We start from the raw sequence: 22228 nt of genomic DNA on the forward strand, positions 1-22228 counted from the left end.
AACACCGATAGGCTGGCCGGACGACGTGCTTGGCCGGTCTGGTGGTCAGAGCGGGGTGATCAGAACCCGATCCCATCTCGAACTCGGCCGTTAACCGCCCCAGCGCCCATGGTACTGTGTCTCAAGACACGGGAGAGTCGGTCACCGCCAGACCTGCCAAGCACGGCAACATTCCCTCAGTCACGATCTCGGATCGCGCCTTGGCGCGGGGTGGAGCAGCCCGGTAGCTCGTCAGGCTCATAACCTGAAGGTCACAGGTTCAAATCCTGTCCCCGCAACCAACCACACGAAAAAACCCCGCTCAGGCTCGGCCGGCGGGGTTTTTCGGGTTCAGGGCTGTCGATTGCCTCAATAGTTGCGGCGCGTCACCACCCAAATGGCGTGAATGAGGCCCGGGAGGTAGCCGAACAGCGTCAGCACCACGTTCAGGATGAACTGAAGGCCGAAACCGACCGTGAACAACACGCCGATCGGCGGGATCACGACGAGAAGGATGATGCGGATGATATCGCCCACGGTGTCTCCGTCCTGACGCTTGGGAATGGAAGCTCTGCTGTGAACGGCGCGGTGTGCGAACCGTTCCCGATCGAGGTGGCGAAATTCCCTCCCGCGGCGGCGCGGAAGGGGAGGGGCCTGTCACGGCCGCAGCAGCACTTTACCCATGGCCTCGCGCCGCGCCAGGATGCCGAGGGCGGCAGCGGCGTCCTCCAGCGGGTAGACGCCATGGACCTTCGCGGAGAGCCGTCCTTCGCTCACCAACGTCAGCAGACGGGCCTGGTTGGTGGCGTGGCCTCCGGGTTCGCGCTTGAGGAAGGCGCCCCAGAACACGCCCTGGATGTCGATGCCCTTCAGGAGCGCCAGATTCAGCGGGATCTTCGGAATCTCGCCGGCCGCGAAGCCGACGACGAGGAAGCGCCCTTTCCAGTTGAGCGAGCGCAGGGCCGGCTCCGAATAGGCGCCGCCGACGGGATCGTAGACGACGTCGATGCCAGCGTCGCCGCCGAGCCGCTTCAGCCCGTCGCGAAGAGATTCTTGACTGTAATCGAGGGTGAGGTCGGCGCCGTGCGCCTGGGCGAGGTCGAGCTTCTCGGCCGAGGAGGCGCAGGCGATCACCCGCGCGCCCATCGCGTGGCCGAGTTCCACCGCTGCGAGACCGACGCCGCCCGTGGCGCCGAGCACCGCCAGGGTCTCGCCGGGCTTGAGCTTCGCCCGGTCCTGGAGTGCGTGCAGCGAGGTGCCGTAGGTGACGGAGAGGCCCGCCGCCTGCTCGTCGCTGACGCCCTCCGGCACGCGGGTGAGGCCGGAGACCGACGCCACGACCCGTTCACGGCAGGCGCCGTAGCCGAGATGGACGATGACGCGCTCTCCGACCTTGAAGGACTCGACGCCGGACCCCAATGCCTCGATCACGCCGCAGGCTTCGGCACCGGGCGAGAAGGGCAGGTCCGGCTTCACCTGGTAGCGACCGGCGATGATCAGCGTGTCGAAGAAGTTGAGCGCCGCGACCGTCACCCGGACCAGGGCTTCGCCCGGCCCGGGCACCGGATCCGGCACGTCCTCGATCACCAGATCCTCCGGACCGCCGAGCGCCTTGCACAGGAGTGCCTTCATCGCCGAACATCCTCCCCGCCGCACGACGGCGGCCTGATGGCGAGTGGTGGGCCAGGCCGCTCCCGCTGGCAAGCCGACCTTGGCGCGAGATCTGGATGCGAGATCCGGCCGGGCACCCCCGCTCCTGGCGAGCGGCGGCGGGAGCCTGGCCACGTCTTGGGGCGTCCCGGGCCGGGGTGGTCCCGTCAGCCGCGCGGCGTCTCAGCCGCGATGATGTAGTTCACCGCCGTGTCCCGGGCCGCACTCCAGCGGCCGGTGAGCGGATTGAAGACGACGCCGGTCGTGTCCGTGACCGAGAGGCCGCCCGCTTCGACGGCGTCGCGCAGCTCGTCCGGGGTGACGAACTTGTCCCAGTCGTGCGTGCCCTTCGGCAGCCATCCGAGGACGTATTCCGCTCCCACGATGGCCAGAGCGAAGGAGCGCATCGTCCGGTTGATCGTGGCGGCGAAGAACAGGCCGCCCGGCTTCACGGCCGCGCAGGCCGTCCGCACGAAGGCCGGCATGTCGGTGACGTGCTCGACGACCTCCATGGCGCAGACCACGTCGAAGCGCTCGCCGGCCGCCACCACGTCCTCGATCGTCTCGGCCCGGTAGCGCACCGGCACGCCGGCCTCGTCGGCATGGGCTTGCGCGATCGTGACGTTCGTCACGGCCGGGTCGAGCCCGGTCACCGCCGCGCCGAGGCGGGCGAGCGGCTCCGACAGGATGCCGCCGCCACAGCCGACATCGACGAGGCTCAAGCCCGCCAGCGGTGCCGGCGCCAGCGGGTCGCGGCCGAGATGGCGGCAGATCGTGTCGCGGAGATAGGTCAGGCGCACCGGGTTGAAGCGGTGCAGCACCCGCATCGGCCCGGCTTCGTCCCACCAGGTCGCGGCGAGGCGATCGAAGCGGGCGACCTCGTCGCGGTCGATCGAGGGTCCGGTCGGTTCGCTCATCGGCGCCACGCCTTCTTGAAGGGACGTCATCTCGACAGCCGAGGTAGCGCACCCGTCGTCCCGGGCCAACTGCCGCGATGTATCAGGCACGGTCGCGACGATTCCGGCCGCGACATTGACACCGCCCTGGCCCGCTTGTACCCGCCGAACGCCTGCAGCCTCGCGCAGCGGAAAAAGACAGATTTGTTCGATCGGATCCCCATGCCCCGCCTGGTGATGAAATTCGGCGGCACCTCCGTCGCCACGGTCGACCGCATCCGCAACGTCGCCCGCCACGTCGCCCGCGAGGTGCGGGCCGGCTACGAGGTGGCGGTCGTCGTCTCGGCGATGTCCGGCAAGACCAACGAGTTGGTGGCCTGGTGCAAGGACGCCTCGCCGCTCTACGCCCAGTCCGAGTACGATGCGGTCGTCGCCTCGGGCGAGCAGGTCACCTCGGGGCTGCTCGCCATTGTGCTCGCCGAGATGGGCATCAAGGCCCGCTCCTGGCAGGGCTGGCAGATTCCGATCGAAACCTCGGACCAGCACGGCTCGGCCCGGATCCAGCACATCGACGGCGCCCGCCTCGATGCCGGCTTCACGCGCGGCGAGGTTGCGGTGATCGCCGGCTTCCAGGGCATCCATGCCGAGACCGGCCGCCTGACGACGCTCGGGCGCGGCGGCTCCGACACCAGCGCGGTCGCCGTCGCGGCGGCGATCGGCGCCGAGCGCTGCGACATCTACACGGACGTCGATGGCGTCTACACCACCGATCCGCGGGTGGTGCCGAAGGCCCGGCGCCTCGATCGGGTGGCCTTCGAGGAGATGCTCGAGATGGCCTCCCTGGGGGCCAAGGTGCTTCAGGTGCGCTCGGTCGAGCTTGCCATGGTGCACCGCGTGCCGACCACCGTGCGCTCCTCCTTCGACGACCCCGACGACGCCCGCCCCGGCACCCTCATCTGCGACGAGGACGATATCGTGGAACAGCAGATCATCACGGGCATCGCCTTCTCCAAGGACGAGGCTCAGATCACCCTTCGCCGGGTGAAGGACAAGCCCGGCATCGCCGCCGCCATCTTCGGTCCCCTGGCCGATGCCAATATCAACGTCGACATGATCATCCAGGTCGTGTCGGGTGATGGCGCGGCCACCGACATGACCTTCACGGTGCCGGCGGCGGATTACGAGCGCGCCCGGTCGATCCTCGAGGCGCAACGCGGCGCGGTCGACTGCGAGCGCATCGAGGGCGCCACCGACGTGGTCAAGGTCTCGGCGATCGGCATCGGGATGCGCAGCCATGCCGGCGTCGCCGCCAAGGCGTTCCGGGCTCTGGCCGAGAAGGGCATCAACATCCGGGCGATCACCACCTCGGAGATCAAGTTCTCGGTGCTGATCGACGCCGCCTATACCGAGCTTGCCGTCCGCACGCTCCATTCGCTCTACGGTCTCGACAAAGCCTGATCGACGATGCGCCTGCCGCCGCCCAGCGGGCGGTGGTCGGCGATGAGACGTCTGGGAGCGTGGCCGGGGCTGCAATCCGCCTGGCCCCCGGCTCCGGTGCCGATGCTGGCGACGGGGGGATCCCGCCAACCTCGCGGAGGGCCCCCCCTAGCGCCGCTGCGCGATCCGGGGGCTTGGCTCAGGACGGGGGGCCGCCGATCATCGATCCCAACCCTCGACGGGGCGTTGTTCGAACGACCTCGGGCCGGTTGCCCGCAATCCCGCCGTCATCTGCGCTTTACCGCAACCGTGCGATGTCCCTACGAGGAGCAGGTCGACGACGACACAGGGATCGGGGCGGTGATGATGCGCAAGGTCATGGGTGTTGTGGGCGTGGTCGCCGCGTTGGCGGCGGTGCCGGCGGAGGCGCGGTCGCTCGTCGCGATCAAGCAGGACGGCACCCTGCGCGTCGGGCTGACCGGCGACTATGCGCCCTATTCGCTGCGCTTGCCCGACGGGAGCATCAAGGGCGCCGACGTCATCATGGGGGGCGAACTCGCCCGTGCGCTCGGCGTCAAGGTCGAGATCGTACCGACGACCTGGAAGACCCTGAAGGACGATCTCCTCTCCGATCGCTACGACATCGCCATGGGGGGCGTCAGCGTCACCCCGGACCGGGCCTCGGTGGCCGATTTCTCGATTCCGGTGCTGACCGACGGCAAGCGCCCGATCGTGCGGTGCGGCGAAAAGGACCGCTTCGTCTCGGTCAAGGACATCGACAAGCCGGAGGTCCGCGTCGTGGTCAATCCCGGCGGCACCAACCAGCGCTTCGCCGATGCCAACTTCCCCCATGCCTCGGTGCGGGTGTTTCCCGACAATCGCGCGATCTTCAAGGAGGTGGCGGAGGGCCGCGCCGACGTGATGGTCACCGACGGCGCCGAGGTCGACTATCAATCCCGCCGCCATGCCGGCGTGCTCTGCCCGGCCGCGGTGCCGGACGCCTTCGACAAGGCCGACAAAGCCTATTGGATGACCCGTGACCCGGCGCTCAAGGCGGCGGTGGACGAATGGCTGACGAAGATGCTGAAGAGCGGCGCTTACGGCAAGGCGCTGGCCAAGGCGGCAGAGTAGCGATCGGCGTACCGTGCGCGATGCGCCGGCAGGGAGGCTTCACGGCGTCATCCCGGGTTCCGCTGCCGCGGCCCCGGGATGACCAGGCCGAGGAGACAGGCTCGGGGTCCGAGCCTGTCGCCGATGCCGTCAATGCAGGAAGCCGATCGAGATCCACGGCACCAGGATCACCACCGCGAGGCCGACCAGCAACGCCGCCATGTAGCCGATGATCGGCCGGATGCCGGCATCGGGATGGATCCGGCTAATCGCGCAGGCCGCATAGTAGCCGACGCCGAAGGGCGGCGCGAACAGGCCGACACCCATCGCCAGGATCACCACCATCGCGTAGTGCACCTCGTGCACGCCGACCTGGCGGGCGATCGGGAACAGCAACGGCCCGAACAGCACGATCGCCGGGATCCCCTCCAGCACCGAGCCGAGGATCACGAAGGCCACCGCCGAGACGACCAGGAAGCCCAGCGCCCCGCCCGGCAGGCTCTTCATCATGACCGCCAAGCTCTGCGAGAAGCCCGACTGCGTCAGAGCCCAGGCCATGCCGGTCGCCGCCCCGATGATCAGCAGGATCGCGCCCGACAGCGAGGCCGTCGAGACCAGCATCGGATAGACCCGGCGCCAATCGAACTGGCGGTAGATCAAGAGGCCGGCGAGGATCGCGTAGACGATGCCGATGGTCGAGACTTCCGTGGCGGTCGCGACGCCTTCCACCACCGCGGCGCGGATGACGAAGGGCAGGGCGATGGCCGGGAAGGCGATGACGAGAGCCTTGCCCACCTCGCCCTTGGTGGCGCGCCGGACGTGGCTGAGATCCTCGCCCCGGTAGCGCCACCAGACCAGCATGCAGAGCGTGATGCCGAGCACGACGCCGGGCAGCAACCCGCCGGTGAAGAGCGCGGTGATCGACACCCCGGTCACCGACCCGATGGTGATCAGCACGAGGCTCGGCGGGATGGTCTCGGTCTGCGCGCCGGTGGCGGCGAGCAGGGCGACGAGGTCGCCCTCCTTGGCGCCGCGCTTCTTCATCTCGGGGAACAGCACCGGGGCGACGGCCGCCATGTCGGCGGCCTTGGAGCCCGAGATGCCGGAGACGAGGTACATCGCCCCGACCAGCACGTAGTGCAGGCCGCCGCGGACGTGGCCGAGCAGGCTCGCCAGGAAGCCCACCATGGCCTTGGCCATGCCGGTCATCTCGATGAGCAGGCCGAGGAACACGAAGAGCGGCACGGCCAGCAGGATGAGGTGGCTCATCCCCTCGTCCATGCGCCCGACCACCACCATGGCGGGGGCCCGCGTCGTCAGCATCAGGTAGCCGAAGGTGGCGAGGCCGAAGGCGAAGGCGATCGGCACGCCGGTGAAGACCAGGGCGCCGACGCCGAGCACGAAGAAGATCAGCAGGTTCCAGTTGCCCAGCATGCGCAAGGTGGGCTCGGCCAGCATCAGTGCCGCGACGATGAGGCCGGTGAGCGCCAGCGCGCCGACCGCATGGCGCCAGTCGGCGCATTCGATCAGGCGCAACGCCGCCACCACCAGCATCAGGCCGAAGCCGACCGGCAGGGCGGCGGCACGCCAGGCATTGGTGATCTCGAGCGCGGGCGTCTGGACGAAGACCTCCTCCGACGCGAACTCGTAGGCCGGATGCAGCAGCATCAGCACGAAGGCGAGGCCGGCGGCCAGCGCCACCGCCTCGAGGAAAGCCTGAGCCTTCACCGAGGCCATGCTGACGATGGCCGTCATCCGCATGTGCTCGGCGCGGCGGTAGGCCACGACCGAGCCCAGCATGGCGAGCCACAGGAACAGGATCGAGGCCAGTTCGTCCGACCACACGATCGGGGAGTGGAAGACGTAGCGGCTGATGACGCCGGCCAGCAGCACCACGACCTCGGCCACCACCAGCAGGGCGGCCGGGATCTCGATCAGCGGGCCCAACGCGCTGTCGAGTGCGCGCGCCCAGGCGCGCTTGGCGGAGGCCGCCGGCAGGGCCGGCGTCTCCGTCGCGATATCGACATGCATCGTGCGCCTCCCTCAGGCCAGTTTGCCGGAGACCGCCTCGAGGTGCTCCCAGGCCGCATCGCCGTACTTGCTTTTCCAGTCCTTGTAGAAGGTCGTGCGGCCGAGCGCATCGCGAAATTTTTGCCGGTCGACGTCGACGAAGGTGATTCCCTTGGATCCGAGGTCCTGGCGCAGGGAGGCGCTGAGCGTCACGATGTCGGCGCGCTGGTCGTCGGCCGAGCGATCCAGTTCGCGGGAGACCAGGATGCGCAGGTCCTCGGGCAGGCGCTGGACCGCCTTCTTGTTGCCGAGCATCCAGTAGCCGTCCCAGACGTGGCCGGTCAGGCTGCAACTCTTCTGCACCTCGTAGAGCCGGGTCGTCGCCGTGATGGCAAGCGGGTTCTCCTGGCCCTCGAAGATCTTGGTTTGCAGCGCCGAGTACAGCTCGTTGAAGTTGAGCGGGGCGGCCCCGGCCTCGAGCGACTTGAACAGCGAGGTCAGCATCGGCGACGGCGGGACGCGGATCTTGAAGCCTTTCAGGTCCTCCGGGACCTTGATCTCGCGGGTCGAGGAGGTGATGTGGCGGAAGCCGTTGTCCCAGACTTTCGAGACGGTCTGGATCGGCGTCTTGGCGATCTGCTCGCGGACGTAGGTGCCGAGGCCCCCATCCATCGCCTTCCAGACGTCGGTGTAATCCTTGAACGCGAAGCCGGTATTCGGCAGCGCTGCGGCGGCCACGAAGGTCGAGAGGATCGAGGTCGAGAGGTTGAAGAACTCGACGCTGCCGTTGCGCACCTGCGACAGCAGGTCGGTGTCGGAGCCGAGCTGGTTGGCCGGGAACAGCTTGATGTCGAGGCGCCCGTTCGAGCCCTCGCGGATGCGGGTCAGGGCTTCCTGGGCTCGGATGTTGACCGGGTGGGTCGGATCCTGGCCGGTGGCGAGCTTGTACTCGAACTCGGCGGCGCGCAAGGGGCGCGTGAAGACGGTGGCGAGAGGGAAGGCCGCCGCACCGGCGACAAGCGTGCGGCGGGAAAGGGTCTGGCTCATGGGGTTTCCTCTGGGATAGGGGATCTGGACCGGTTGGGCCGGCCTCTGAACGGGAGGCGTGGGTCTGCGGCAGTCGCCGCAGGGTTCAGGATGAAGCGCGGGATCCCCTCTCCCGTATGGGCGAGGGGCAGGGGCGATCGACGATCGCGCGAGGGTGGAGACGGTGCCGCCTCACGCTCCGAATGGTCCGCGGCCAGCACGATGGCCTGAGCTTCATTCAGAACCGTCGCACCCTCACCCCCAGCTCCTCTCCCACACGGGAGAGGGAAGGAGTGCCAATCTACTTGCCGTTGAGGGCCCGGTAGGACCCGATCACCTGGCTGTCGTCCTCGGCCCCGGCCCCGCGGCTCGATGCCGCCAGGAAGAGCTGATGCGCCAGCGCCGCCAGCGGCAAGGCCGCCTTCTCGCTGCGCCCGGCCTCCAGCACGATGCCGAGATCCTTGACGAAGATGTCGACGGCGCTGGTGACCCGCGGGGTCTCCTCCAGCATCCGCGGGCCGCGGTCGCGCAGCATCCAGCTCGACGCCGAGGAGCCCGACACGATCTCCAGCGCCGTGGCGCCGTCGATCCCGACCTTGGCGGCGAGAGACAACGCCTCCGCCGCCGCCGCGAGGTTGACCCCGCAGAGGAGCTGGTTGACCGCCTTCATGGTGGCGCCCTGGCCGGGCTCGGGCCCGACATGGAACACCTTGTCGCCCATCGCCTCCAGCAGCGGACGCATCTCGGCGATCACCGCGGCGGGGGCCGCCGCCATGATGGTGAGGGAGCCGGCCTCGGCGCCCACGACCCCGCCGGAGACGGGGGCGTCGACGAAGGCCCTGCCGGTGGCGGTCACCCGCTGCGCCAGCGCCGTCACGGCGGCCGGCGGGCAGGTCGCCATCAGCACCACGGCGGCATCGGCGCAGAGACGCTCCAGGGCGCCCTCTCCGAACAGCACCGCCTCGGCCTGGTCGGCATTGACCACCATCAGGATCAGCGCGCCGGCGCCATCGGTCGCCTCGGCGATCGTCGCGGCGGGGATGCCGCCGGACTGGGCGAAGGTGGTCCGCGCCGCCGCCCGCAGGTCGAAGCCGCGCACGGGAAAGCCGTGCCGCACGAGGTTGCGGGCCATCGGCAGGCCCATCGAGCCGAGGCCGATGAAGGCGACGGGACGCTCGGGGCTCACAGCCATTCGCGGATGCTCCTCACCATGGCGCCGGTCGAGATGCCGTAGCGGTCGTGGAGGGTCGGCAGGGCGCCGGCATCCAGGAACTCGTCCGGCAGGCCGACCTGGCGGAACGCCTTCGGCACCGTGCCGGTACGCATCAGCAGCCCCGCCACCGCCTCGCCGAGGCCGCCCACGACCGTGTGGTTCTCCGCCACCACCACCAGGCGCCCGCCCTTGCCGGCCTCGCGCAGGATGGTCTCGGTGTCGAGAGGCTTGATCGTCGGCACGTGCAGCACCGAGACGTCGATCCGGTCGTCCTTCAGGGCGTCCGCGGCTTCGAGCGCCCGCATGGTCATCAGGCCGGTCGAGATGATGAGGACGTCGGTGCCGTCCCGGATGGTCTTGGCCTTGCCGAGCTCGAACTGATAGCCGTACTCGTCGAGCACGAGCGGCACGTTGCCGCGCAGGAGCCGCATGTAGACCGGCCCCTTGTGATCGGCGATGGCCGGCACGGCCTGGGCGATCTCGTGCGCGTCGCAGGGGTCGAGGATCGTCATGTTGGGCAGGCCGCGGAAGATCGCGATGTCTTCCGTCGCCTGGTGGCTCGGGCCGTAGCCGGTGGTCAGGCCGGGCAGCGCGCAGACGATCTTGACGTCAAGATTCTCCTCCGCGATCGCCATGCAGATGAAGTCGTAGGCGCGGCGTGCCGCGAACACCGCATAGGTGGTGGCGAAGGGCTGGAAGCCCTCGCGCGCCATGCCGGCGGCGGCGCTGATGAGGAGCTGCTCGGCCATGCCCATCTGGTAGAAGCGCTCGGGGTGCTTCTGGGCGAAGATGTGCAGGTCGGTGTACTTGCCGAGATCGGCGGTGAGCCCGACGATCTCGGGCCGCTCCTCGGCGAGCTTCGCCAGCGCGTGGCCGAACGGGGCCGGCGCGGTGCGCTGGTCGGGCCCGGCCAGCGAGGCGATCATCGCCGAGGTGGTCAGGCGCTCGCCGGTCTTGGCCTCGGAGAGCCAGGCCGGGCGCGTGTACTTCGAACGTTTCATGCGGGCCTCCCGGCATCCAGGATGTGAAGCGCGTCCTGCCATTCCTGCGGCTCCACCCGCAGGAAGTGGTTGCGCTCGCGCGCCTCCAGGAAGGGAATGCCCTTCGCCATCGTGGTGTCGCAGATGATGATGCGGGGCTTCTGCTCGGTGCAGGCTCGTGCCGCGTCGAAGGCCTGGACCAGGGCGTCGATGTCGTTGCCGTCGACCCGCTGGACGTGCCAGCCGAAGGATTCGAAGCGCGACGCTGCCGGCTCGAAGCCGGTGACCTGCGAGGCCGGGCCGTCGGCCTGCTGGTTGTTGACGTCGACGATGGCGATCAGGTTGTCGAGCTTCCAGTGGCTCGCCGACCAGGCGCCCTCCCAGATCGAGCCCTCGCCGAGCTCGCCGTCGGAGATCAGGCAATAGACGAACGAGTCCGATTTCTTGCGCTTCAAGCCGAGGCAGAAGCCGACCGCGAGCGCGAGGCCGTGGCCGAGCGAGCCGCCGGTGATCTCCATGCCGGGGGTGTAGGCGGCCATGCCGGACATCGGCAGGCGGCTGTCGTCGGCGCCGTAGCTGGTCAGCTCGTCCTCGGGGATGATCCCGGCTTCGAGAAGCGCGGCGTAGAGCGCGATGGCGTAGTGGCCGATCGAGAGCAGGAAGCGGTCCCGCCCCTCCCATTCCGGATCGTCCGGCCGGTAGCGCATGGCGTGGAAGTACGACACCGCCAGCACGTCGGCGATGCCCAGCGCCTGGGCGATGTAGCCTTGGCCCTGGACTTCGCCCATCAGCAGGGCGTTGCGGCGGATGCGGTAGGCGCGCTCGGCCAGTGACGGGCTGTTCTGCCCGGGTTCGATCGGGGGCATGATGGTCACCTTTAGTGGATCAGCATGCCGCCGTTCACGTCGATGACGGCGCCGGTGATGTAGGAGGAGAGGTCGGAGGCCAGGAACAGGCAGGCATTGGCCACGTCGTCGGCGACGCCGAGGCGGCCGAGCGGGATGCCCTTGGCGATCTCGACCTTCAACTCGTCGGTGAGCTTGCCGCCGGTGATGTCGGTCTGGATCAGGCCGGGGGTGATGCTGTTGACCCGTAACCTGTCGGGGCCCAGCTCGCGGGCCATCGCCTTGCTTAAGGACAGCACGCCGCCCTTGGCGGCGCTGTAATGCGGCCCGCCGAAGATGCCGCCGCCGCGCTGCGCCGAGACCGACGACATGCAGACGATCGAGCCCGACTTCTGCTGGCGCATCTGCGGCACGACCGCCTGGCTCATGTAGAGCGTGCCGCGCAAGTTGACGTCGAGCACCGCGTCGTAATTGCCGGGCTCGATCTCCATGAACTTCAGCGGCTGGGTGATGCCGGCATTGTTGACGAGCACGTCGATGCGGCCGAAGCGCGACACCACCTCATCGGCGGCGGCCTGGCAGGCGGCCTTGTCGGTGACGTTGCAGGCCAGGCCCAGATGGCCCTCGCCGATCGCGCGGGCGGCCTCTTCGGCCTGGCCGGCATCGAGATCGAGGATCACCACCTTGGCACCGTGGCTGGCGAACAGCTTGGCGGTGGCCCGGCCGATGCCCCGCAGCGAAGCGGCGCCGGTGATCAGGCACACCTTGTCGTTCAGCAACATGTCGTCCTCCCTGGCTTGTCGGGCACGAGGGAGTGACACCTGGCGTCAGGGTCTCAGCCCTGCCTCGCCGCCCGTCCTCGACGGCGTCTCCCTCGTCTCGTTGCCGGCACAGTGCCCGGGGCGAGGGGGCCGGGCAAACGCGGAAATTGCATGGGGAGATGAATCGAATTCACCTTCTGCGGCGTCACGCCAGATCATCCGGCAGCACCAGGCTCATCTCCTGTGCCAGCCAGCGGGCGAAGACCCGCAGGGGGGCGCGCCGCCGGGTGGTCGCCGGATAGACGAGGTGGTGGCCGACATAGGTGACGTCCTGCGCCACCCCCCGCAGCGGCGCCACGAGCCGGCCGCTGGCGATCTCGCGCTCGGCGAGCAGGGTCGATTCGAGCGCGACCCCGAGCCCGTCGGCGGCGGCCGCGATGGCGAGGAAGCTGCGGTCGAAGCGAACCCCCAAGGGGCGGGGCGCCGGCAGGCCGTTGCGGGCGAACCAGAGCGGCCAGCGCACCTGCTTGTTGTCGCTCTGGATCAGCACCTGGTCGAGGAGATCGTCCGGCCTGCGGATGCGGGCGGCGCGCTCGGGGTCGCAGAGCGGCATCACCGTCTCGGTGCAGAGCGGCACGGTCACCAGGCCCTCGCCCCGGGGCGGGCCGTAGACGAGGTCGGCGTCGAACTCGTCGCCGATGAAGCGGGCATAGTCCATCCCGGCGGCGAGCCGCACCTCGAAGCCCGGATTGGCAGCGAGGAAGCGGGCGAGGCGGGGCGTCAGCCATTGCGCCGCGAGGCTCGGCGCGCAGTGCAGGCGCAGGAGCTGCGGTCCCTGCGCCGCCACGAGGTCGAGGCCGCGATGCAGCTCGTCGAAGGCGCGGCTCACATGCTCCAGCAGCGCCTCGCCGGCGGCGGTCGGCACCACCCCCTGGCCCTGGCGCTCGAACAGGGTGACGCCGAGCGACGCCTCCATCTTGCGGATGGCGTGGCTGACGGCGCTCGCGGTCAGGTTCAGCTCCGCCGCCGCATCCTTGAACGAGCGGCGGCGCGCCGCCGCCTCGAAGGAGCGCACGGCGGAGAGGGGGACGCGCAGGGACATGACGCGACGATGCGGCGGCACCCGCCCCGTTGGCAACCGCCAGGTTCACCCCTCCCGGTCGGTCAGGGTGATGCGGAAGCGCGCCCCGCTCCGGGTCTCGTCGAGGCTCAATGTCCCGCCATTGAGCCGCACCAGCTCGGCCGCGATCGCGAGGCCGAGCCCCGTTCCGCCGGAGCGGCCCGCGCCCTGGAATGCCTCGAACAGGTGGGCCCGGGCCCGCTCCGGCAGGCCCGGGCCGTTGTCGGTGACGAGGATCGTGACGGTGGCGCCCTGGCGCTCCGCCTCGATCGCCACCAAGGGCCCGCCCTCGCTGGCGCCGGCAAGGCCGATCGCCTGGACGGCGTTGCGCACCAGGTTCACCAGCACCCGCGACAATTGGTCGGGATCGGCATCGACGGTCAGCCCTTCGGGGGTGCGGTCCGCGATGGTGACCGCGGCGCCGGGGGCCAGCCCGGCAAGGTCGAGGGCGTCGCGCAGGATCGGCCGCAGCGGCATCACCCGGCGCTCCGGCGGCCGCTCGGCGGCGCGGCCATAGGCGAGCGTCGCCTCGCAGTACCGGATCGCCCGGCCGAGCGTCACGACGAGGCGCGGCGCCACCCGCTGCACCCCCGGATCCGCGACGTGCTCCAGCCGGTCGACCAGGAGCTGCGCCGTGGTCAGCAGGTTCCTCAGTTCGTGGTTGATCTTGCTGACCGAGAGGCCGAGATCGGCCAGGCGCCGCTTCTGGCGCAGCTCGTCCGACAGGATGGTCTCCATGCGGGCGAGCGCCGTCTCGGCGGCGCCGATCTCGTCGTTGCGCCAGGACGGGCTGATCCGCCGCGACAGATCCTCCGGATCCTCCGCGAAGGTGGCGATGTTGCGCGCCAGCCGCCGCACCGGCCGCACGATCGAGAGTTGCAGCACCAGGAAGACGAGGCCGGCGGTGATGCCGGAGATCACCAGCGAGGTGAGCAGGATCCTCCCCGAGAAGGCGATCATCGCCCGTCGCAGGGGAGCGGGATCGAGGACCAGCTCCACGAAATCGACCCCGTCCATGCCGTGGCCGACCACCCGCAGCGGCAGGGGATGGGTCTGCGTCAGGGTGCGCCAGGCGCCGCCGATGCTGTCGATCCAGCCGGATTCGCGCAGGTCGACGGTCTCGCCCACCTCCGGCGGCATCGGCGTGAGGTTGAGGAGGCGGCGCGCGCCCCCGGCCTTGAGGGCGATCGCCTGGGCGCCCACCCCCATCAGCAGCCGCCGGGCGAGGTCGTCCGACACCCGTTGCTGGGGCGCGGCGTCGAGCACCAGGGCGGCGACCTGCGCCGCGGCGAGCCGGTCGGAGAGCCACGAGCGCCGGAAGGTCGCGACGCTGGGCACGTAGATCAGCACCTCGGCGATGAGGACGAACAGGATCGTGAGCAGCAGCAGGCGACCGGACAGACCGATCCGGCCAGCGAGCCGCCGGAGGCCACCCTGGCTCGCCGCGTCATCGGCCCCTTGCACGGTCTCGACATCCCCGCTCGCCCGGCTCCCGGCACGGCCCGACGCTACCATGGCCCCTCCGGCCCCCGACGGCACGCCACCCGAAGGCCCTGCCAAGCAGCGCAGGGGCTACACGGAAGCTATCCGCCGCGTGGCGGAATTCCAGTCGTCCGCGACGGAATCGTGTGTCATTCCGCTGAGCCGTCCTGGATCGTCGGCCCGGGCCGGCCGCGCCAGCGCCGCCACGCGACCGGCAGCAGCGCGAGGGCGCCGAGGCCGAGCAGGGTGGCGACGAGTTGCGGCGTGACGATGGTCCGCAGCGACAGGGCGGCGTCGCAGGCGATGCCGCCGGCCACCAGGCAGGCTTCCTTTGCCGCCTGATGGGCCGCCACCACGGTCTCGACCCCGGCCCCGGCCGAGGCGTAGATGAAGGCGCCGGGGCTGATCCCGATGAGGGTGGCGAGCGCGAAGGTGCGCAGGCGCACGCCGAAGATCGCCGGCGCCAGGTTGGTCATCCAGAACGGGAAGAGCGGCAGCAGCCGTAAGACCATCACGTAGGAGAAGGCGTCGCGGCGGAAGCCCTCGGCGAGGCGCCCGAGCCGCGATCCGGCGCGGCGCAGCAGCACGCCCCCGGCCGCCGTGCGGCCGATCGAGAACACCACGACGGCGCCGGTCGTGGCGGCCGAGATCGACACCAGGGCACCGGCGACCGGCCCGAACAGGAAGCCGCACAGGGTCGTCATCACCACCGAGACCGGAAGCGACACGATCACGGTGCCGACGTAAGCCAGGTAGGCGCAGGCATAGGCGCGCCAGAACCCCTCGGCGACCCAGGCCCGGGCATAGGCCCGGGAGGCGAGGAGCTGATCGAGGCTGAACCAGCGGGTGATGCCGCCGACGAGGAGGCCGAGGGACAACGCCACCAGGGCGACGAGCGGCAGCACCCGCAGCCAGCCGCGCCAGGCCGGCGCCGCCACGGCCTCCGGGCCGTTTTCGGCCGGGACGGCCTCCGGGCCGGTTTCGGCCGGGACGGCCTCCGGGCCGGTTTCGGCCGGGACGGCGTCCTCGTCGGTCGGGGGCTCCTGCGGCCGGGTCAGCGCGCTCACCCGGGCTTCTGCATGCGCAGGATCTTGAAGAACCCGCCCGGGAAGGTCGGGCGCACGCCCAGGAAGGTCACGCCGCGGCTCTTGGCCCAGGCTTCGATCCGGGCGGCCTTGAAGGCCGAACTCCAGCCGATCTTCTCGCAGAGCGGCGCCACGATCTCCTCGACCTTGGCCACCGTTCCCCTGTCCTGGCCGAAATGGTTGGCGAGCACGATCATGCCGCCAGGGCGCACCACCCGCAGGAACTCGTCGAGGGCGCCTTCCGGGTCCGGCACCAGGGTGATGAGGAATTGCGCCACCACCGCGTCGAAGCGCGCATCGGCGTAGCCGAGGCGGCAGACATCCATGACCTGGAGGCCCTTGACGTGGGTGAGCCCGTGCCGGGCCACCTTGCGGCTGGCCCGCCGCAGCATGTCCTCCGACAGGTCGACGCCGTAGACCTCGGCCTCCTTCGGGTAATAGCCGAGCGACAGGCCGGTGCCGACGCCGGCTTCGAGAATCCGTCGCCCGCCGACGAGCGCCGCCTCGACCGCATCCCGCGCCGCCGGCTCCGTCAGCTTGTCGTAGACCACGTCGTAGACCGGCGCCCAGCGCGCATAGGCCTTGCGCATCAAGGCGGTGGTGGGCCCCGCCTCTCGCGGCTCGCTCAGCATGTCCGTATCGTCTCCGAGTTCCGTCGTCCCGCGCGCCGTCGAGGCGCGGGTATGTGATACGATGTCCAGCGGACATCTCCGGGAAAGCCCGTCGCCGGGGCCGAATCACGCCGCCGCGAGGTGATCCGCCGCGACCCGCCGGATCGTGCCGCCGCCGAGCACCCGCGCACGGGGCCCGTCATCGGCATAGATCACGCAGGCCTGGCCGGGCGACACCCCGTCCTCGGGGGTCGCCAGCGTGATCTCGGCCGAGTCCGTGTCCGGGTTCCAGGAGAGGAGGGCGGGACGGGGCTCGCGGGTCGAGCGCACCCGCACCGCGACCGTCAGGTCGCGGGCCGCCGTCAGCGGCACGTCGCCGAGCCAGTTCGGATCGGCCAGGCGGATCACCGAGGTGGCGAGGGCGTCGCGCGGGCCGACCACCACGCGGGCCTCGCCGGGCTCCAGGCGCACGACGTAGAGCGGCTCGCCCGCCGCCACGTTGAGGCCGCGGCGCTGGCCGACCGTGAAGCCGATGATGCCGTCGTGACGGCCGAGCCGCCGTCCGTCGAGATGGACGATCTCGCCCGGGCGCACCGCGTCGGGCCGCAGCCGCGCGATCACATCCTGGTAGCGGCCCTGAGGCACGAAGCAGATGTCCTGGCTGTCGGGCTTGTCGGCCACCGCGAGGCCGAACGCCTTGGCGAGGGCCCGCGTCTCGTCCTTCGGCCGTTCGCCGAGGGGAAAGCGCAGGAGGTCGAGCTGTTCGCTCGTGGTGGCGTACAGGAAGTAGCTCTGGTCGCGGGCCGGATCGAGGGCGCGGTGAAGCGCCCGGCCCCCGCCCGGCAGCGCCCGGCTGGCGACGTAGTGGCCCGTCGCCAGCACGTCGGCGCCGAGATCCTGGGCGGTGCCGAGCAGGTCGCGGAACTTGATCGAGCGGTTGCACTCGACGCACGGAATCGGCGTCTCGCCCTGGAGGTAGCTGTCGGCGAACCGGTCGATCACCGCCTCGCGGAACCGGTCCTCGTAGTCGAGCACGTAATGCGGGATGCCGATCGCCTCCGCGGCGCGGCGGGCATCGTGGATGTCCTGGCCGGCGCAGCAGGCCCCGCGGCGATGGGTGGCCGCGCCGTGGTCGTAGAGCTGCAACGTGATTCCGACCACGTCGTAGCCCTCGCGCTTCAGGAGCGCGGCGACGACGGAGGAATCGACGCCCCCGGACATCGCCACGACGACGCGGGTCTCTTCCGGGGCCTTGTGCAGATCGAGCGAGTTCATGACCGTTGCGAGGGTGTCTCGGGGCGGCTCCCGGAGGCCGACCCCGGCGCCGCTGTCGGAGTCTATAGCGATCCGACCGGCATTCTGCCAGGGCGGCAGGAGGATGGACCCGCAGGGAAATTCTTGCCGGGGGCCCGGCAGATTCCGCCCGCGCGGCCCGGGAAGGCGGACGATCATCAAAAAATCATCACGATTTTTCAGTGGCTTGCCTCATGCCGCGGACTGGCAGGCGGCTTGCTCCGTGGGGGCCCAGGAGGTCGCCGATGCAGATCAGCGGAGCGGGCGAGGGAGGATGGATGGCAGGGCGCGAGCCGGCCCAGCCGGCGAAGGCCGCGGCGCACGCGCCGTTCCGCCTGGATCACCGGGAGGCCGCCCGGCCGGCCCGCACGTCCCCGCGGGAGGCCGATGCGCTGCGACGATCCGCGTCCGAGCCGGCATCCTCCGAGACCGGTTCCGCCGAGACGCGGCGGGCCGACACGCGGGGCCGGGCAGAGCAGGCCGACGCGAGGCGGGCCGAGGCCGCCGCCGAGGCCCGATCGCGCCAGGATCGGGCCGACGCGGCGGCCGGCGCCGCCGCGCGCCGCAAGGACGTGATCGCCAGGGACCAGTCCGCCAAGGACCAGGCCACCAAGGACCAGGCGGTCAAGGACGCGGCCAGGCGGGAGGGACCGAACGACCGGGTGAGGAGGAACGTCGCCGCGACGTCGAAGGCTGCGGCCGGCCCGGCCTCTCCCGCGCCGCCGGACGCGGCGCAGGCCGCAGCGGTCCGCGGGACCGCCGCCGATGACGACGGCACCGCGGAGGCCGCTCCCGGGGACGAGATGGACGCGGACGCCATCGATGCGTCCGGCACGGCGCCCATCCCGGGTTCGGCAGCGTCCGCCGCCCCCATCCCAGTTCCAGCGGCGTCCGCCGCCGCCATCCCAATTCCAGCGGCGTCCGCCGCCCCGGGTCCGGCGGCGCCCGCGGCCGGCACGGCGCCCGCACCGGGTGCCGCGTCCGCAACCGGTACGGCACCGGCCGATCCGGGCGCCGCGGTCGAGGCCGCGGCGCGGCCCGCCGATGCGCGGGCGGCCGCCCTGATGGTCGAGGCGTCGAAGGCGGATGGCCGCAAGGATCCAGCGCAGCCGGGCGGTCCCCTGTCCGCGCCCGATGGCCTCGTGGCGCCCGACCCGTCAGCTCCCGCGGGGCAGGCGAAGGGGCCCGATGCCGCGACGCCGGCGCCGGCCGAGTCCCGCCCGACCGTCTCGGTCCAGGCCCCCTTGAGCGCGGTGCCGATCACCATCGGGATGCGGGCGCTCGCGGGCAGCAACCGGTTCGAGATCCGCCTCGACCCCTACGAACTCGGCCGCATCGACGTCAGCCTCGACATCGACCGCCGGCACGGCGCCGTGAAGGCGCATCTTGTGGTGGAGCGGCCCGAGACGCTGGCGCTGCTCCAGCGCGACGCCGGCAGCCTGCATCAGGCGCTCACCCAGGCCGGGCTCGACCCCGGCGGCGCCGGCCTCAGCTTCTCCTTGCGCGACGGCGGCGGCCAGAACCCGCAGCGCGACCAGGCCGCCCGCCCGCCCGGGCTTGAGCGCGCGAGCGCCCCGGCGGAGGAGGCACAAGGATCCCTGCCGCCGCTGCGCAACCTCGGGCAGCGCCTCGGCCTCGACCTCAGAATCTAGCGACGCCTTCCCGATGACGACCGAACCTGCGAGGTCCCGATGACCGCCGGCATCAGCAGCCTGACCAGCCTCTCCAACCCGACCGGCACCAAGGCCACGAGCGACGCCAGCACGATCGCCGGGAACTTCAACCAGTTCCTGACCCTACTGACGACGCAGCTCCAGAACCAGAACCCGCTCGATCCTCTCGACACCAACCAGTTCACCCAGCAACTGGTCCAGTTCGCCTCGGTCGAGCAGCAGCTGAAGACCAACGACCAGCTCGGCAGCCTGATCACCGCCAGCAAGGCGTCGGCCGCCGCGACCGCCTCCGGGCTGATCGGCAAGACCGTGACGGCGGACGGCGCCACCGCGTCGCTGGCCGAGGGCAGCGCGACCTGGACGCTCAACCCGGCGCGGGCGGCCGCCAAGGCGGTGATGACCATCTCGGATGCCAAGGGCAACGTGGTCGCCACCCAGACCAAGGCGCTGCCCGCCGGGAGCCAGAGCTTCACCTGGGACGGGCGCGCCTCCACCGGGCAGCTCGCCGCGGACGGGAAGTACACCCTCAAGGTCCAGGCCCTCGACGCCACCGGATCGAGCGTCAGCGTCGACACCAAGATCACCGGGGCGATCACCAGCGTGGACGTCTCCGGTGCCGAGCCGGTCCTGACCATCGGCGACCGCACCGTGGCCCTCAGCAGCGTCGAGGCGATCGGTGGCACCGGCGGCAACTGATTCGGTGGATAGCTGTGGATTACGAATCACATGCGAGGAAAATGATTCAAGCAATCTTAAGCGCGGATGCCTAGCGTCAGTCTCGACAGGTCAGTCGAGTGTAGAGCGTATCATGACCGAACCGCATCGCCCGAGGGTGAAGTATGTCATCGGGCCAGATGGAAGTCCGCTGACGATCGCGGACCTTCCCCCGACCGATACCCGCCGATGGGTGATCCGGCGCAAGGCCGAAGTGGTGGCCGCCGTGCGCGGCGGGCTCCTGAGCCTCGAAGAGGCGTGTCAGCGTTATACGCTGACCACCGAGGAATTCCTGAGCTGGCAGTATTCGATCGAGCAGCACGGCTTGGCCGGACTGCGAACGACGCGGATTCAGCATTACCGACAGTGAAACTGGCGGTCCTGGACTGATCATCCGATCGGCCGGACCGGCCCGGTCACTGCACAGGCTCGGACTGTCTCCTCTCCCCGCACGCGGGGAGAGGCGATCGCGGGCGACAGCGTCGTCGTCCGCTCCGCCCCGTACCACACATGCCGTCACGACCCGGCCGTGCCCGCTGCCCCGAAGGGCGGCGGCGTCGAGGGCGTTCATGCACGCCGTTTCGCCGCGTTAACCAAGTCATAACCACGACTGGGCAAATTTTGCCCTCGGGGCCGCCGTGGCTCCGGTTGTCGGGTGCATGACGTCGTGAAGCCGGTCCTCGATCTTGTGGCGAAGCTGGGGCCCGCGCGGCTCGCCGCGATGGGTGCGGTGACTCTCGCACTCATCGGTTTTTTCGCCTTCGTCATCCTGCGGGTCTCGCGGCCCGAGATGGGTGTGCTGTACACTGACCTGTCGGTGCAGGATGCCGGCGCGGTCGTGCGCGACCTCGACGCCAAGGGAATCCGCTACGAGACCAAGGGCGATGCCGGCCAGACGGTGCTGGCGCCGCGCAGCGAGCTGGCCCGCCTGCGCATGGATCTCGCCGCCAAGGGCCTGCCGAGCGCCGGCGGCGTCGGCTACGAGATCTTCGACAAGGGCGACGCCTTCTCGTCGACGAGCTTCGTCCAGAACGTCAACCATCTGCGGGCGCTCGAAGGCGAGCTGGCCCGCTCGATTCGGGCGATCGGCCGGGTGCAGGCGGCCCGCGTCCATCTGGTCCTGCCCGAGAAGCGGCTGTTTTCCCGCGACCGTGAGGCGCCGAGCGCCGCGATCGTGGTGAAGCTGTCCGGCGACCTCGATCCGGGCCAGGTCCGGGCGGTGCGCCATCTCGTCGCCTCGGCGGTCGAGGGCCTGAAGCCCGACCGGATCTCGATTGTCGACGAGCGCGGCCGGCTCCTCGCCGACGGCGCCCGCGGGGCGGAGGACCGGCTCGGCCTCGGCCTCGACGAGCGCCAGACCGGTCTGGAAAGGCGCCTGCGCAACCAGGTCGAGGAGATCGTCGCCGGCATCGTCGGGGCGGGGCGGGCCCGGGTCCAGGTGGCGGCCGAACTCGACGCCAACCGGATCGAGAGCCGGTCGGAGACCTTCGATCCCGAGAGCCGGGTGGTGCGCTCGACCCAGACCCGCAACGAGAACTCGCAGTCGCAGAGCAACGAGACCGGCGTCACGGTCGGCAACGAATTGCCCGGCGCCAACCAGGCTCAGCAGAACCAGGGCCCGCGCGAAGCCTCGAACAAGAACGAGGAGACGACGAACTACGAGATCTCCCGGGTCACCCGCACCGAGGTGAACGAGGGCGGCCGGGTCAAGCGCCTGTCGGTGGCGGTGCTGATCGACGGCACCTACGCGGCCGGTCCGGACGGCAAGCCGGTCTACGCGCCGCGACCGGCGCCCGAGCTGGAGCGCATCACCGCGCTGGTTCGCACCGCGGTCGGCTACGACAAGGCCCGCGGCGACCAGGTCGAGGTGGTGAACCTGCGCTTCGCCGACACCCCGGCGGTGCCCGACCTCCAGGAGCAGGGCCTCCTCGCCTCGCTCCTCCAGCCGACCAAGGAGGACGTGCTGCGCATCGCCGAGATGTCGGTGCTCTTCCTCCTCGGCCTCGTGGTGCTGATGACGGTGGTGCGCCCGCTGGTGCAGAAGGTCGTCGCCTCCGAGGATCGGACCGTCGCCCCGATCTCGATCCTGTCCGCCGAGCCTGGCCTGGTGATGGCGGTGGAGGGCGGTGTGGCGGCGCCGGCCGAACTCGCCCTGCCCGAGAGCCAGGCCCGCCGCGTCGTCGAGTTCGCCAAGATCAACGGCAAGATCCAGGCCGAGACGATCGAGCGCGTGGTCGACATCGTGAAGTCGAACCCGACCGAGACGGTCGAGGTGCTGCGCAACTGGATCAACGAGCGGTGAGGCTGCGGCCCGCCCCGGACACCCGACAACTCCGTTTCGAC

General features: G+C 70.5%; 20 protein-coding genes, 1 tRNA gene and 1 rRNA gene. 8 read left to right on the plus strand and 14 right to left on the minus strand.

Annotation, left to right across the window (positions count from 1 at the left end; genetic code table 11):
* Positions 1-37: 37 nt before the first annotated feature.
* Positions 38-153 (plus strand): 5S ribosomal RNA (gene rrf, locus VP06_RS18535).
* Between the two features lie 51 nt (positions 154-204).
* Positions 205-281 (plus strand) — tRNA-Met (locus tag VP06_RS18540).
* Between the two features lie 67 nt (positions 282-348).
* Here the strand turns inward: VP06_RS18540 and VP06_RS35135 are convergent.
* From VP06_RS35135 to ubiG, 3 genes are all read right to left on the minus strand, one after another.
* On the minus strand, positions 349-516 hold the full coding sequence (locus tag VP06_RS35135; protein ID WP_082167482.1) for a YqaE/Pmp3 family membrane protein: 168 nt from the start codon (positions 514-516) through the stop codon (positions 349-351).
* Positions 517-636: 120 nt separating this feature from the next.
* Positions 637-1611 carry an NADPH:quinone oxidoreductase family protein gene (locus VP06_RS18545; RefSeq protein ID WP_048465266.1) on the minus strand — a complete coding sequence of 325 codons (975 nt, stop codon included), beginning with the start codon at positions 1609-1611 and terminating at the stop codon, positions 637-639.
* 185 nt (positions 1612-1796) lie between these two features.
* A complete protein-coding gene (gene ubiG, locus VP06_RS18550; protein WP_048465267.1) occupies positions 1797-2546 on the minus strand; it encodes a bifunctional 2-polyprenyl-6-hydroxyphenol methylase/3-demethylubiquinol 3-O-methyltransferase UbiG in 750 nt (249 codons plus the stop codon).
* Between the two features lie 201 nt (positions 2547-2747).
* On the opposite strand from ubiG, the gene VP06_RS18555 reads away from it, so the two are divergent.
* Both VP06_RS18555 and VP06_RS18560 read left to right on the plus strand, forming a co-directional pair.
* A complete protein-coding gene (locus VP06_RS18555) occupies positions 2748-3983 on the plus strand; it encodes an aspartate kinase (protein WP_048465285.1) in 1236 nt (411 codons plus the stop codon).
* Positions 3984-4325: 342 nt separating this feature from the next.
* Positions 4326-5093 (plus strand): transporter substrate-binding domain-containing protein, encoded by a 768-nt coding sequence (locus tag VP06_RS18560; RefSeq protein ID WP_048465268.1) that lies wholly within the window; start codon positions 4326-4328, stop codon positions 5091-5093.
* 129 nt (positions 5094-5222) lie between these two features.
* Here the strand turns inward: VP06_RS18560 and VP06_RS18565 are convergent, their stop codons facing one another.
* The 11 genes from VP06_RS18565 to mnmA form a co-directional block, all read right to left on the minus strand.
* A complete protein-coding gene (locus tag VP06_RS18565) occupies positions 5223-7103 on the minus strand; it encodes a TRAP transporter large permease (protein ID WP_048465269.1) in 1881 nt (626 codons plus the stop codon).
* A 12-nt stretch (positions 7104-7115) separates the two neighbouring features.
* The gene (locus tag VP06_RS18570; protein ID WP_048465270.1) at positions 7116-8129 is read right to left on the minus strand and encodes a TRAP transporter substrate-binding protein; all 1014 of its coding nucleotides are present in this window, start codon (positions 8127-8129) and stop codon (positions 7116-7118) included.
* A 280-nt stretch (positions 8130-8409) separates the two neighbouring features.
* Positions 8410-9300, minus strand: coding sequence for an NAD(P)-dependent oxidoreductase (locus VP06_RS18575; protein WP_048465271.1), 891 nt, complete (start codon positions 9298-9300; stop codon positions 8410-8412).
* Positions 9291-10322, minus strand: a complete 1032-nt coding sequence (locus tag VP06_RS18580) for a transketolase family protein (RefSeq protein WP_048465272.1) — start codon at positions 10320-10322, stop codon at positions 9291-9293. Before VP06_RS18580 ends, VP06_RS18575 begins: the two co-directional genes overlap by 10 nt.
* A complete protein-coding gene (locus VP06_RS18585) occupies positions 10319-11167 on the minus strand; it encodes a transketolase (protein ID WP_048465286.1) in 849 nt (282 codons plus the stop codon). The genes VP06_RS18580 and VP06_RS18585 overlap by 4 nt, the downstream gene beginning before the upstream one ends.
* Before the next feature lie 11 nt (positions 11168-11178).
* Positions 11179-11928 carry an SDR family NAD(P)-dependent oxidoreductase gene (locus VP06_RS18590; protein ID WP_048465273.1) on the minus strand — a complete coding sequence of 250 codons (750 nt, stop codon included), beginning with the start codon at positions 11926-11928 and terminating at the stop codon, positions 11179-11181.
* 184 nt (positions 11929-12112) lie between these two features.
* Complete coding sequence (locus tag VP06_RS18595) at positions 12113-13009, minus strand: LysR substrate-binding domain-containing protein (protein ID WP_048465274.1); 897 nt, start codon at positions 13007-13009, stop codon at positions 12113-12115.
* Positions 13010-13054: 45 nt separating this feature from the next.
* Positions 13055-14542, minus strand: a complete 1488-nt coding sequence (locus VP06_RS18600; RefSeq protein ID WP_082167483.1) for a sensor histidine kinase — start codon at positions 14540-14542, stop codon at positions 13055-13057.
* A 116-nt stretch (positions 14543-14658) separates the two neighbouring features.
* A complete protein-coding gene (locus tag VP06_RS18605; protein WP_245291232.1) occupies positions 14659-15576 on the minus strand; it encodes a TVP38/TMEM64 family protein in 918 nt (305 codons plus the stop codon).
* A complete protein-coding gene (locus VP06_RS18610) occupies positions 15573-16226 on the minus strand; it encodes a class I SAM-dependent methyltransferase (protein WP_048465275.1) in 654 nt (217 codons plus the stop codon). The genes VP06_RS18605 and VP06_RS18610 overlap by 4 nt, the downstream gene beginning before the upstream one ends.
* A 105-nt stretch (positions 16227-16331) precedes the next feature.
* A complete protein-coding gene (gene mnmA / locus VP06_RS18615) occupies positions 16332-17480 on the minus strand; it encodes a tRNA 2-thiouridine(34) synthase MnmA (RefSeq protein ID WP_048465276.1) in 1149 nt (382 codons plus the stop codon).
* A 263-nt stretch (positions 17481-17743) separates the two neighbouring features.
* Here mnmA and VP06_RS38190 point away from each other — a divergent pair, with 263 nt between their 5' ends.
* From VP06_RS38190 to fliF, 4 genes are all read left to right on the plus strand, one after another.
* Positions 17744-19150: a flagellar hook-length control protein FliK gene (locus VP06_RS38190; protein WP_053081907.1), complete on the plus strand. Its 1407-nt coding sequence runs from the start codon at positions 17744-17746 to the stop codon at positions 19148-19150.
* A gap of 39 nt (positions 19151-19189) precedes the next feature.
* Complete coding sequence (locus tag VP06_RS18625) at positions 19190-19867, plus strand: flagellar hook assembly protein FlgD (protein ID WP_048465277.1); 678 nt, start codon at positions 19190-19192, stop codon at positions 19865-19867.
* 112 nt (positions 19868-19979) lie between these two features.
* The gene (gene sciP / locus VP06_RS18630; protein ID WP_048443591.1) at positions 19980-20255 is read left to right on the plus strand and encodes a CtrA inhibitor SciP; all 276 of its coding nucleotides are present in this window, start codon (positions 19980-19982) and stop codon (positions 20253-20255) included.
* Between the two features lie 297 nt (positions 20256-20552).
* Positions 20553-22187 carry a flagellar basal-body MS-ring/collar protein FliF gene (fliF, locus tag VP06_RS18635; RefSeq protein ID WP_048465278.1) on the plus strand — a complete coding sequence of 545 codons (1635 nt, stop codon included), beginning with the start codon at positions 20553-20555 and terminating at the stop codon, positions 22185-22187.
* Positions 22188-22228 lie beyond the last annotated feature (41 nt).

Source organism: Methylobacterium aquaticum (assembly GCF_001043915.1).
Lineage (GTDB): Bacteria > Pseudomonadota > Alphaproteobacteria > Rhizobiales > Beijerinckiaceae > Methylobacterium > Methylobacterium aquaticum.